Below are 13,430 nucleotides of genomic sequence, written 5' to 3'. Positions count from 1 at the left end.
CATGACCACCCCACCCATCACGACCGTTGAGGCTGAACCGTTTTTTTTACTGACCAGCGAAAGCTGGTCCGACCAGCAGATTCTGCAAACCATGGAAGAGAGCCTGGCAGCCTTCATGGGCAAACTCCCGCTGGAGGAACAAAATGAATACCTGCGCCTGTGCAAAGACCAGACACGGCGCGAGCAGCTCTTGAACACTGCCCTGAATGATTTCTACCGCGACTTGAACCAGCAACTGACCGAGGCCCTGGAAAGCGCACTGAGGCGCAAAGCCGGCAAGCCGATCAACCCACAGACGACTTACCTGAAAACCAGAGTCCGGCAGTTGCCCATCGCCCCGCACGAACTGCCGGCCAATGATCTTCTCAGCAACAAAATACGCATCTTCAAAGAAGACCTTGCCGTGCAGGAGTATGAACGCTCGATCACCTTACTGGAGGCCGCGCACCGTAACTTCGGATTCACCGCCTACTTTTCCACCGAAGAACAACGCGCCAGCACCATCAGCGACGACGCGATCAGCGTGAAGGACTTCGTCGCCGTCGCACGCAGCGTCGATATCGGCAAACGAATCAGCGATTACATCGAAAAAGAATTCCAGGCACGCCTGTCCTCCGCTTTGTTCGGCCTGCAAGGCACCAAGCTGATGATCGCCCTGAGGGACGCCTACCGCACTGGTGAAGCCTGGAGCATCAGTGAGCGTGAATTCAACGCCCTCAAAAGCGCTCTGTTCGACAAAAACACCCCCTGGGACCTGTACCAGCTGAACGCCGGTGGCGACAAAATTGCCATCCCTTTTTTTACCCGGCACGTTGAGGGCCCAGAGGGTTCTTGCGTCTACAGCTATTTTCCGGACCGTCCGGACGGCGCGCTGCGCCGACATGCCTCGCACCAGGAGGCCGTGGACGCCCTGCAAAACCAGATCCGCAACGATGTAGGCCTTGCACGCTTCGGCTGGTTCATGAAGGCGATTTCCTTGAAGGAACAGGAAACGATCCGAACCTTTATCAAGCCGCTCAGCGTCAATCGCGATGAACTCTACTGGCATGCCCGTATCCTGTATGACCTGTTCGCCAGCAAGACCCCAAACCGGCAAAAACTGGCCGTTGAAAAAATTCGCACGGACACAGGTTCCCTGGCTCACACTCTGCCTATTTATCAGGCTCGCCCCATCCAGTCCGACCTGATTCGACTGGCGCGCACCAATCAACTCGCAGATCGCGACGCCGCGGTTGACCTGCTCACCTATCTGGTCAGCGAAACCCTGTCGATGCTGCTGATCCCCGTTCCCGGTGGTGTCACCGGACTGAGCAAGGTCATGCTGGTGGCGATGCTCGGCACCCTCGCCTATCAGACCGCTGAGGCCATATCGGCATTGCGTCGCGGGCGGCAGGCGGAGTTGGTGCAAGCCGTGGGGGACATTTTTGATCTGCTGGTGGGCGTACGCATTCAGGGGGTCGCCGGCAGACTGTCGGCGCGCCGCACACGCAAGCTCATGAATGCCTTGGGCAACCCCAGGTACGCGACCACCGCCGACGGCAAGCCTGGCCTCTGGTTCGTCGAAACCGACAGGCCCATCGACCCGCATTACCTGAGCGGTGTTGAGCGGAACAATCAGGGCGTGTTTGAAAAAAACCAACGTAGCTACGTCAAACTGCAGGTCAACGACCACAGCAAATTCGCCGAGGTCACGCTGGAAAGCAGCACCGGGCGCTATCGACTGACGGGTGATGCTTCAAGCGTGCGCCCCTACGTCATCTACCTGCCCAACCATCAGCATTGGGCACTGGACCCGCTCGACACCCGTGCCCTGAATGACGCTCAAGTGCTGCAACAGATGATCTCGCCTAGCCAGCTGTCGTTGACCGCCACAACCTGCCGGCGCGCACTGGACGTCGCCGGCATCGATCGCCAAGACTTGCTGGATATCTGGTTCGACCGCCAGCCCGTAGCCCCGACACTTATCCAGGCTATTGAGGATCAGTACCCCACGTCCCAGACGTCAGTCGATAGCCCGGCGCTGAGCCTTTTGCAACAGCGCTTCCCGGATCTATCTCGCGCCATGGCCGCCGACCTGCTGCAACGGTACCCATCGTTACGCGATGCCGGTGCGTACTCCGTTCTGGATGCCCCCGTGCGCGAAGCCATTCATAAAGGCCGCCAGCAAAGCCTCATTATCGGGGCACTGGGTACGCTGTCTGACCCCAGCGGTCATGGGCTCAACAGGCAAAGCGAGACGCTGTTCGGCAACCTGCTGACCCTGTTGCCGGGTTGGCCCAGCGATGTCGGGGTACAGGTCTATCAAGGCATAACTGATCAGGCCGGCGATATTGTGGGTCGGGGTGCGCTGTTGGATACCTACGGCAATGACGACGCCGACAGTTTTGTCATGCTGGTCAAATCCGGTAACCGCTATGCCGGCTACCTACAAGACAGCGGCGAGCTTGCGCCTGCACCTGCCGGAGAAAACAGCTTGCTCAGCGCGACGTTGCGCACCCTTACCGACACGCAACGCGCTGATGTCGGCCGCGCCATTCATGACACCAGCGGCCTGGCCCAAGATGTGCTCAAACAGGCCCGCGTGCATCAGGCGTATCTGCACGAATTCCTGATGCCCTCGCGGGAGCTGCCACTCTCGAGCCAGAGCCTCAGTGCGTTCCGCATTGTCTACAAGCAGTTGCCGAACAATGCCGATGCCGACGGCATCCATGAGTTAAACCAGCGTAAATACGTGAGCATCGACAAGGGTACCTATCAGGTGATGCTTGATCGGGACGCCTCCTCCGGCCCCCGCAAAGTCTGGCGCATTGTCAAACCGAACGATCCAGTGGCCATGGATGAGAGCAACGTCTACAACAGCAGTCGGGCCGGCGAAAGCAGGGCCATTGTGCGCAATGCGGCGAACCTGTGGGTCACCGCCGTTGTCGGCGCATCAGGTGGTATGCGCCGCTCGGAACATGGCTGGTCGTTCCACCGGCAAGTGGCTGACCGGTTAACTGCCGCCGCCCATCAGATGCTCAGTCCGCAGCGTCGCGTGCAAAAGCTCTTCCCGTCCTTTAACGCCGAGCAGGTAAGCGCTTTTATACGCACGCTGGGAGACGACGTAGCAAGCGGGCTGACTGAGCGGGAAGCCGAATATAGAAACCTCAAACAAGCGCTGAAGGCATGGGGGCGGGCGGACACCTCCCAACCCGCCGGCTGGGCGACCGTCGTGACCGAGCAGATCAAACGCTGTTGGCGCCGAGAGACCGGAACGTCCTTTAAAATGCCCTCGGGTACCAAAGTGCTGCCGGCGTTGAAAGCAGACTTCAGCCATGTACTGGAACTGGATCTGGTATCAATTGACTGGTCGGACACGGCCGATACCTTTATCGGCAATTTCCGTCACCTGGAACGGTTGCGCATTACTCACTCCACCCTCGACAAACTCCCCGGCGCAGTAGGCGACCTGAGGAACCTGACTACGTTGAACCTGAGTTCGAATCGAATCCGGCTGGATGCGCAAAGCGCGTTAAAGCTATCGGGACTCACCCGGCTTGAGCATATCGACTTGTCGGAAAACCCGCTGGGGATAACCCCCGACTTCAGCGCAATGCCCAATCTGAAAACACTGGACCTGAGGGGCACAAAGATAGATCAGTGGCCGACCGGACTACAGAACAAGACCGGCCTGACAAAAGTGGACTTGCTCAGCAACCAATTGCGCGAGGTTCCCGCGATAAACTTGAACCCGACGATCGACCAGCTCCCCGCCATTGCCAGAATCAACAACGTCACGCTGCTCCAGGGCAACCCCTTCCCCGACCAGTACTGGAGAAAATTCGACACCTACTGGCGGCTCATGAAAGACAACCACCCTGACCTGATCGCTGGAGCAATCGAAGGGGCCTTTGACTGTAAGAATCCGCGGGTGGAGCGTTATCTCGAAATGTACCCGAGCAAGACCCTGCGACAGGCTCGTGACTTCTTATGGGGCTTTCCCGAAGCCACAGTGGAAGCTGAATTGAGCCGACTGGAACACGAGCTCAGCCAACTGCGGACCCAGTTAAGCGCTTGGGTATTCTCAGGTGGAGGGCAACGCCAGGCCTACATCCGCGCAGGCGAGTTGGCGGAGAACGCCGTGAATCGAAACGATAGACACACCGCCCGAGAGCGCATCCTGAATTGCTGGAGACGGGAAGCGCCCCAGGTACATGCCCATGACGGAACACCGATCGGCCTGGAACTCGACCTCAGTGGCCTGAGACTGTCGAGTTTGCCGGATATAGACGCTGACTTCAGCCATGTAGGCTCGCTCAAATTGAACAATATGGGCCTGAGTGCTTCTCCGGAGGGGTTCCTCACACAATTCCGACACGTGCGCTGGCTAAGCATGACCGACAATCAGCTCAGGGAACTTCCCCCGGCGCTGGGTGAAATGCATGGCCTTACCAAACTATTTCTGCAGAACAACCAGATCCGCCTGACCCAGGAGACCGCACGTATTCTGTCCGAGCGCGTCACGCTCAGAGCCCTATGGATAAATGGAAATCAACAGCTGGGTATAGCACCGGACTTCAGCCAGATGCCGGATATACGCTCGATCAACCTGGGGAATACAGGTATCGATACCTGGCCTACCGGCCTGAGCGAGCAACCGTTACTGGACACGATAAATCTGGTGGGTAATCGGATTTCAGAGATTCCAGACTCTGTCATCGAACCGACGGATGCTCGCCTGGCGCAATCAGCGCACGTCAATAACATAACTATCGTGACCCGCAACCCATTGTCCGACGACACGTTGGCGCGACTTACCAGGTACGGCGAGCGATTGACCGCTGCGGGTATAACCGACGCCGAACGACCGAACCGCCTGGTAACTTCAGCCCTGCAAAACAGAGGGCAAAGTGCATTCAGAAACCGTGGCGACGACTCGTTTCGCCGCTTAACCGCAGGCCTTGCTCCAGACCGGCTTCACGCCAGGAGAACGCAGTGGAATGTGCTGCGTGAACAACCAAACGCCGACCCCTTCTTCAACTTGCTCAATCGCCTCGAACGCCTCGACGCCGGCCAGGCAGATTACCAACGCAGAGTGTGGGAGGTCATCGACGCGATCAGCGAAAACAGCCCGCAATCGGAAGCCCTGCGCAAGGAAATTTTCGACCGCGCGGGAGAGCCAACATGTTGTGATCGGGCGGCTTTCTCTTTCGGCAACCTGGAGACCACCGTGCTGGTCTACAGAGCGCGCAGCCAAGCCATGGATCAGTCACAAGGCGTGCACTTATCGACATTATCCAAAGGCCTGTTCCGTTTGCATGAAGTCGACAAGATCGCCTCGGCCGACATCCAGCGCAGCGAAGCCATCGTCAACGATCCGGCCGTGTCGGAAACAGACAAACGCCCCCACCGCCGCCGTTTGGGCGAGGAAGTCGAAATCAGGCTGGCCTATCGTCATGGCCTCAAGGAGCGCCTGCAACTGCCGGGGCAACCGCCGAGTACCGCCTTCACTCAACTGGCCGGTGTTACGCAGACAATGCTGGACAGCGCCTATGAAACCGTCATCGCGCTGGATAACTCGCCCGAAGAATTCCAGGCGCTGGTGTCCAGGGAGTTTTGGCAGGTGTACATCACCAACAAATACCAGGCGCAATTCGAAGTACAGCGCCAGCCTTATCAGGAACGTCTTGAGGCGTTGCACAACAGTTTTGCCGCGCAGCAACTCCCCGAGACCGCCTACAAGGAGCAAACCGACAGTCAGCAAGCCTTGCTCGCGATTGAAGAGGCAGAACTGATCCAGACGCTGACTCGACAAGAACTGGCCGAATGATCTCGGCCGTTAGTTACTCGTCGTCGTCGAAGTTGTAACTGCCCGGCGCCAGGTTTTCAAAGCGCGTGTACTTGCCGATGAACGCCAGGCGGATAAAGCCGATCGGCCCGTTCCGCTGTTTGCCGATGATGATCTCGGCAATGCCTTTGTGTTCCGTTTCGGGGTGATAGACCTCGTCGCGGTACACGAACATGATCACGTCGGCGTCCTGCTCGATCGCTCCGGATTCACGCAAGTCGGAGTTCACCGGACGCTTGTTGGGACGTTGTTCCAGGGAACGGTTGAGCTGGGACAACGCCACCACCGGGCAATTGAATTCCTTGGCCAGCGCCTTCAAGGAACGGGAGATTTCGGAAATCTCGTTGGTGCGGTTGTCGCCGCTGGAGCCCGGGATCTGCATCAACTGCAGGTAGTCGATCATGATCAGCGCGATGTCGCCGTGCTCGCGCACCAGACGGCGCGTACGCGCACGCATTTCGGAGGGGCTGATACCAGCGGTGTCATCGATGAACAGCTTGCGGTCGTTGAGCAGGTTGACCGCCGAGGTCAGGCGCGGCCAGTCGTCATCCTCAAGTTGACCGGAACGCACTTTGGTCTGGTCGATACGACCAAGCGACGAAAGCATACGCATGATCAGCGATTCACCCGGCATCTCAAGGGAGTACACCAGTACCGCCTTGTCGCTGCGCAAAACAGCGTTTTCCACCAGGTTCATCGCAAAGGTGGTTTTACCCATCGACGGACGGCCAGCGACGATGATCAAGTCGGACGGCTGCAGGCCGCTGGTCTTTTCGTCGAGGTCGGTGTAGCCGGTGGAAATACCGGTAATGGCCGCGTCGGTGTTGAACAGGGTGTCGATGCGGTCGATGGCTTTGGTCAACAGGTCGTTGACGCTGACCGGGCCGCCGGTCTTGGGCCGTGCTTCGGCGATCTGGAAGATCTGGCGCTCGGCCTCGTCGAGGATCTCGGCGGCGGTGCGGCCTTCGGGGTTGAAGGCGCTGTCGGCGATTTCGGTGCTGATGCCGATCAACTGGCGAAGGGTGGCGCGCTCGCGAACGATCTGCGCATACGCCTTGATGTTGGCGACGGACGGCGTGTTTTTCGCCAGCTCACCGAGGTAGCCCAGGCCGCCCACTTGGGAGGTCTGGCCTTCTTTGTCCAGTTGCTCGGCCAGGGTCACCACGTCGATCGGTGAGTTCTGGTCGGCCAGCTTGGCGATGGCGCGGAAGATCAGGCGATGGTCATGGCGATAGAAGTCACCGTCCGAGACTTGATCCAGCACGCGTTCCCAGGCGTTGTTGTCCAGCATCAAGCCACCGAGCACGGCCTGTTCGGCCTCGATGGAATGCGGCGGCACCTTCAGGGCAGCGGTTTGCAGATCGTATTGCTCAGGAGCGGAGATTTCGTTCATGGCCACTTGAAATTAGGGGTGTGTAGAAAAACAAAAGGCACGACCTGTAAACAGGATCGTGCCCGATGTTAACCGGCTGACACGCGAGGTGCCAGTCAGTTAGGTGCGACTTAAGCTGCTACCACGACAACGCGTACGGTGGCTTCAACTTCGGCGTGCAGGTGCACGGCTACGTCGAATTCGCCTACGTTGCGGATGGTGCCGTTCGGCAGACGAACTTCGCTCTTCTGCACTTCAACGCCGGAGGCGGTCAGTGCATCAGCGATGTCGTGGGTGCCGATCGAACCGAACAGCTTGCCTTCGTCACCGGCGGTGGCAGTGATAGTCACTTCCAGCTCAGCCAGTTGGGCAGCGCGAGTTTCGGCCGATGCTTTTTTGTCTGCTGCGGCTTTTTCCAGCTCAGCGCGACGCTCTTCAAACGCAGCCAGGTTGGCAGCGGTTGCAGCGGTGGCTTTGCCGTATGGCAGCAGGTAGTTACGACCGTAGCCGGCCTTAACGTTCACTTTGTCGCCCAGGTTGCCCAGGTTGGCGACTTTTTCCAGAAGGATCAGTTGCATGTGAAAATCCTCTAACTTTTAACCTTCACCGTTCGCGCTATCGGCATCTTTCGACGCCAGACGTCCGCGAAAATCAATCAGGCCGTCGACAATGGCCAGAACCACGAGTAACGGATAGATCAGCTGCATGAACAGCAACAGCGTGACGTACAACCCCACCAGCCAGAACCTGGCCAGACGCTTTCGCGCAACCAGCCCATGAATCAGGGCCAGCCCGGCAAACACCAGCGGTACGCTGCAAATCGGCGCCAGCAAGGCCATCTGTGGACCGAAGTTCGGCCCGACAACCATGCACGCCAGCAGCAACATCGCCGGCCCCGCGGGGATTCTGATACTGCGAAACTCGCGACCAAAACCACCCGGGTTGTACAACAACGCCTGCCAATAACGCCCAACAATCAGGCTCAGCACGCTGACGACCTGCAACAATGCCGCAATCAGGCCGGTCAGGACCGGAGCAATCAGTGACGCAAACCGCGCTCGCTCATCTACCGATAATTGCTGGTAGAGATCCCCGAGGGCCAGCGGCAGGATCTTGACGATTTCCTGCGACAGCGCCTCGATTTGCGGGCGGAAAGCCGCGCTAAGCATCACTGAGTACACCAACCCCAATGCCACGCTGACCAGCAGCGTGCGGACCCAGGACTCACTTGCGCGTAAAACCAACGCAAGGCTTGATGACCCCAGCAGTACCAGAAGTACCCGTGGATCACCCATTTGCAGCCACCAGATCAAGGCCGGCAACAAACCCAGGGCAAGAACGCCAAGGGCGTCCTTCAAACCGCGCCGCAGCAGCACAAGGCAACCTGCGGCAGCACCCAACCAATAAAGCAACGGCAATGCCGCACAGCCAGCCACTACCAGAGTGGCCTGCACACGACCGCGCATGATGAACTCAGCTAAGGCGCGCATGCATTCAATCCCTTACTACTTGTCGACTGCCCGGTCTCAGCGGCCGTGGCTGTCGGTGTAGGCCAGCAGGGCCAGGAAGCGGGCGCGCTTGATAGCGGTGGCCAGCTGACGCTGATAACGTGCTTTGGTACCGGTGATACGGCTTGGAACGATTTTGCCGGTCTCGGATACATAAGCTTTCAGAGTGTTGAGATCTTTGTAATCGATCTCTTTCACGTCTTCAGCGGTGAAGCGGCAGAATTTACGACGACGGAAGAAACGTGCCATTTGATAGGCTCCTTAATAAGGTCCGTGGATTACTCGTCAGCGTTATCGCTGTTGTCACTGTCATCAGCGCTATCATCAGCACCTTCTTCAGGACGGTCGCGACGCTCACGGCGCTCACTGCGGTTTTCTTCAGCCTTGAGCATCTCGGATTGGCCGGTAACGGCTTCTTCGCGACGGATGACCAGGTTACGGATCACTGCATCGTTGTAGCGGAAGTTGTCTTCCAGCTCGGCCAGGGCCTTGCCAGTGCACTCAACGTTCAGCATCACGTAGTGAGCCTTGTGAACATTGTTGATTGCGTAGGCCAGTTGACGACGGCCCCAATCTTCCAGACGGTGGATTTTGCCGCCGTCTTCTTCGATCAGCTTGGTGTAACGCTCAACCATGCCGCCGACTTGCTCGCTTTGATCCGGGTGGACCAAAAAGATGATTTCGTAATGACGCATGAATGCTCCTTACGGGTTGTAGCCTGCCGCTCAAAAACGGTCAGACAAGGAGTGAATGACACTTATGGATCTTGCCGCAGGGGAGGCACATGCGTGCCTGCCAGGAAGGCAAGGGGCGCAATTGTAGAGAAGGGGGAGAAGCGGCGCAAGGTAATTGGTGATTATTTGAACAATCCTGAATAAACACCACAACACCAATGTGGGAGCTGGCTTGCCTGCGATGACCATGGCACCGGCAACATCTCTGCCGACTGACACTCCGTCATCGCGGGCAAGCCCGCTCCCACATTTTGATTACTTCTTGGGCTTGGCCTTAGCCTTGGCACCACGCTGACGCTGGGCCTCGAACAGGCACACGCCCGTCGCTACCGACACGTTCAGGCTGCTGACGCTACCGGCCATCGGCAGGTGCACCAGGTAATCGCAATGCTCACGCGTCAGACGGCGCATGCCTTTGCCTTCGGCGCCCATGATCAGGATGGTCGGGCCGGTCAGGTCCTGGTCATAAATGCTGACCTCAGCCTCCCCCGCCGTGCCCACGACCCACAGGCCGCGCTGCTGGAGCTTCTCCAGGGTACGCGCCAGGTTGGTCACGGCCACCAGCGGAATCACTTCCGCCGCACCGCAGGCGACCTTACGCACCACCGGCGTCAGGGTCGCCGACTTGTCTTTAGGCACAATCACCGCCAGCGCACCGGCAGCATCTGCCGAACGCAAGCAAGCGCCGAGGTTGTGCGGGTCGGTGACGCCGTCCAGCACCAGCAGGAGCGGCGCGCCTTCGGTACGGTCGAGCAGCTCGTCGAGCATCGCCTCGCCCCAGACCTGGCTCGGGCTGACGTCCGCAACCACGCCCTGGTGAACGCCTTCTACCCACACGTCCATTTCACGACGTTCGGCCTGACCGATGGCAACCTTGTTCTGGGTGGCCAGTTCGACCAGCGCCTGCACACGCGGCTCGCTGCGACCTTCTGCCAGCCAAACCTGCTTGACGCGCTTGGGGTGGTGACGCAGCAGTGCTTCTACGGCGTGCACGCCGTAGATTTTTTCCAGACTCATGACTTGGCCTTAGGTTTGCGCGACCCGCCGCTTTTCGCAGGGGCAGAGCCCGCTTTAGGCGGGCCTTTACGATGTTTACTTGGCTTGCTCGACGGTTTTTCCGCCCCTTGGGACTTTCCCCCAGACGCCGCTTTACCACCGCTTTTGGCTTCGTTGAGCAACTGCTGCTTCAACTCGCGGCTTTTGCGCAGTTCGGCATTTTTTGCCGCGGCATCGCTTGGACGGTAGGCCTCAGGAGCCTTGTCCTTGGCCGAAGAACGACGACCCGTTTTGGCAGGTGCAGGCTCGGCAGCCGTCTTCGCGCCAGCGGCCTTGCCTTTGGAAGCCGGCGCTGCGGTTTCGCTGCCACGTTTTTTGCGGCCAGCCGGCTCAGCAGGTTTGTCAGGCATACCGAAGTCGATCTTGCGCTCGTCCAGGTCGACACGCATGACCTGCACTTCAACGGTATCGCCCAAGCGGAAGCTGCGACCGGTGCGCTCGCCCGCCAGGCGGTGATGCACAGGATCGAAGTGGTAGTAATCACCCGGCAAGGCGGTGACATGCACCAGGCCCTCGACGTAGATGTCGGTCAGCTCCACGAACAGGCCAAAGCCGGTTACTGCGGTGATCACGCCCGGGAACGACTCGCCTACACGATCCTTCATGAACTCGCACTTGAGCCAGTTCACCACGTCGCGAGTGGCTTCGTCGGCGCGGCGTTCGCTCATGGAGCACTGCTCGCCCAACTGTTCCAGGGCCGCTTCGTCGTACGGATAGATCCGCGCCTTTGGAATGGTCATGGCACCGGCGCGCTTGACGTGCGGGGTGTTCTGCTTGGAATGGATCACGCTGCGGATCGCCCGGTGCGTGAGCAAGTCCGGGTAGCGGCGAATTGGCGAAGTGAAGTGGGTATACGCTTCGTAATTGAGACCGAAGTGGCCCTGGTTATCGGCGCTGTACACCGCCTGACTCAAGGAGCGCAGCATCACGGTCTGGATCACGTGGTAATCCGGACGGTCTTTGATGCTGGCCAGCAGCGCCTGGTAATCCTTGGGCGTCGGGCCGTCCTTGCCTTTGTGCAGGGACAGGCCAAGCTCACCGAGGAAGGCGCGCAGTTTTTCCAGACGCTCCGGCGGCGGACCGTCGTGGACGCGGTACAGCGCAGGGATTTCGTGCTTCTTGAGGAACTCCGCAGTGGCCACGTTGGCGGCCAGCATGCATTCCTCGATCAGCTTGTGCGCGTCATTACGGGTAGTCGGGGTGATAGCGGCGATCTTGCGCTCGGAGCCGAAAACAATCCGGGTTTCCTGGGTTTCAAAATCGATCGCGCCACGGGTATGACGCGCGCCCAGCAACACCTTGTACAGCGAGTACAACTGCTTGAGGTGCGGGACCACGCCAGCGTATTCGGTACGCAGGGCCTTGGCTTCGCTGGTCTTCGGCGTTTCCAGAATGGTGCTGACCTTGTTATAGGTCAGGCGTGCCTGGGAGTGGATCACCGCTTCGTAGAACTGGTAGTCGGTCATCTCGCCGGTTTTGGAGATGGTCATCTCGCACACCATGGCCAAACGGTCGACTTTCGGGTTCAGGGAGCACAGGCCGTTGGACAGCTGCTCAGGCAGCATCGGGATCACGCGCTCTGGGAAGTACACGGAGTTGCCGCGTACCTGGGCTTCGTTGTCCAGGGCCGAACCGATCTTCACGTAGCTGGACACGTCGGCAATCGCAACGTACAGCTTCCAGCCGCCCGAGAACAGGCGCAGCTTGCCAGGCTTGGCTTCGCAGTAGACCGCGTCATCGAAGTCGCGAGCATCTTCGCCGTCAATGGTGACGAACGGCAGATGGCGCAGGTCGATGCGTTTTTCTTTGTCTTTCTCTTCGACTTCCGGCTTGAGCTTGGCGGCTTCCTTGAGCACGGCCTCCGGCCAGACGTGAGGAATATCGTAGGTGCGCAAGGCAACGTCGATTTCCATGCCCGGCGCCATGTAGTTGCCGACCACTTCGACGATATCGCCCTGGGGCTGGAAGCGCGCGGTTGGCCAGTGGGTGATTTTCACCTCGACGAACTGGCCGACCTTGGCGGCGCCATTGCGGCCCGGGGTGATCAGCACTTCCTGCTGGACCTTCGGGTTATCCGGCACCACAAAGCCGATGCCGCCTTCTTCGAAGTAACGGCCGACAATGGACTCGTGGGCACGGGACACCACTTCGACGATCACGCCTTCACGACGACCGCGACGGTCCAGGCCGGACACGCGCGCCAGGGCGCGATCGCCATCGAACACCAGACGCATTTGCGCCGGGCTCATGAACAGATCGTCACTGCCGTCGTCCGGGATCAGGAAGCCGAAGCCGTCGCGGTGGCCGGCAATGCGGCCCAGGATCAGGTCGAGCTTGTCTACCGGCGCGTAAGTGCCACGACGGGTGTAGATCAATTGAGCATCGCGCTCCATCGCACGCAAACGGCGGCGCAGGGCTTCGAGCTGGTCTTCGGTGGTCAGACCGAATTCTTCGACCAACTGCTCGCGGCTAGCAGGCGAACCACGATCGGCGAGGTGCGCCAGGATCAGTTCGCGGCTAGGAATAGGGTTTTCATATTTTTCCGCTTCACGAGCGGCCTCGGGATCGAGGGACTGCCAATCGGCCATTAGAGAGTTTTCACCTTGTCTATATGTGGGTTAGTTTGGCATACGCGTATTGAAACGGGAAATTTCAGGTATCAACAAGCGTTTAAAAGACCTTTACGACCCCCGTCACGCACCTTGCACGACCGCTGGTGAAATTTTCCAGGGTTTTTTCATGGCAGGGGTTTACAGCTCAAATATCGCTCCGTATAGTGCGCGCCATCGACGACGGCAACGTTGTCAGATAATGCCCAGGTGGTGAAATTGGTAGACACGCCAGCTTCAGGTGCTGGTGATCGCAAGGTCGTGGAAGTTCGAGTCTTCTCCTGGGCACCAAATTCAGATCAAACCCGCGAAAGCGGGTTTTTT

The 13,430-nt window shown here is 58.9% G+C and carries 8 protein-coding genes and 1 tRNA gene; 2 read left to right on the top strand and 7 right to left on the bottom strand.

The genetic code is table 11. The features are described 5' to 3' along the window. Position 1: 1 nt before the first annotated feature. Positions 2-5,809 carry an NEL-type E3 ubiquitin ligase domain-containing protein gene (locus tag JFT63_RS27835; protein ID WP_198845200.1) on the top strand — a complete coding sequence of 1,936 codons (5,808 nt, stop codon included), beginning with the start codon at positions 2-4 and terminating at the stop codon, positions 5,807-5,809. A 13-nt stretch (positions 5,810-5,822) separates the two neighbouring features. On the opposite strand, the gene dnaB is transcribed toward JFT63_RS27835, so the two are convergent. From dnaB to rnr, 7 genes are all read right to left on the bottom strand, one after another. Further along, a complete protein-coding gene (gene dnaB, locus JFT63_RS27830; RefSeq protein WP_003188079.1) occupies positions 5,823-7,220 on the bottom strand; it encodes a replicative DNA helicase in 1,398 nt (465 codons plus the stop codon). 110 nt (positions 7,221-7,330) lie between these two features. Continuing rightward, on the bottom strand, positions 7,331-7,777 hold the full coding sequence (gene rplI / locus JFT63_RS27825) for a 50S ribosomal protein L9 (protein ID WP_003171376.1): 447 nt from the start codon (positions 7,775-7,777) through the stop codon (positions 7,331-7,333). Positions 7,778-7,795: 18 nt separating this feature from the next. Next, complete coding sequence (locus JFT63_RS27820) at positions 7,796-8,689, bottom strand: hypothetical protein (protein WP_198845199.1); 894 nt, start codon at positions 8,687-8,689, stop codon at positions 7,796-7,798. Between the two features lie 36 nt (positions 8,690-8,725). Then, on the bottom strand, positions 8,726-8,956 hold the full coding sequence (gene rpsR / locus JFT63_RS27815; protein ID WP_002551829.1) for a 30S ribosomal protein S18: 231 nt from the start codon (positions 8,954-8,956) through the stop codon (positions 8,726-8,728). A 29-nt stretch (positions 8,957-8,985) separates the two neighbouring features. Beyond that, positions 8,986-9,402 carry a 30S ribosomal protein S6 gene (gene rpsF, locus JFT63_RS27810; protein WP_005784250.1) on the bottom strand — a complete coding sequence of 139 codons (417 nt, stop codon included), beginning with the start codon at positions 9,400-9,402 and terminating at the stop codon, positions 8,986-8,988. Between the two features lie 294 nt (positions 9,403-9,696). After that, positions 9,697-10,458, bottom strand: coding sequence for a 23S rRNA (guanosine(2251)-2'-O)-methyltransferase RlmB (gene rlmB / locus JFT63_RS27805; protein WP_003188074.1), 762 nt, complete (start codon positions 10,456-10,458; stop codon positions 9,697-9,699). Continuing rightward, positions 10,455-13,085, bottom strand: a complete 2,631-nt coding sequence (gene rnr, locus JFT63_RS27800; protein WP_198708450.1) for a ribonuclease R — start codon at positions 13,083-13,085, stop codon at positions 10,455-10,457. Before rnr ends, rlmB begins: the two co-directional genes overlap by 4 nt. 225 nt (positions 13,086-13,310) lie before the next feature. On the opposite strand from rnr, the gene JFT63_RS27795 reads away from it, so the two are divergent. Next, positions 13,311-13,397: transfer RNA gene (locus JFT63_RS27795), tRNA-Leu, on the top strand. Positions 13,398-13,430: the final 33 nt, after the last annotated feature.

Origin of the sequence: Pseudomonas sp. MF7453, assembly GCF_016405455.1 — a bacterium.
Classification (GTDB): domain Bacteria; phylum Pseudomonadota; class Gammaproteobacteria; order Pseudomonadales; family Pseudomonadaceae; genus Aquipseudomonas; species Aquipseudomonas paralactis.
The sequence above is the reverse complement of the archived record's forward strand: the minus strand, read 5'-3'. Positions and strand labels throughout refer to the sequence as shown.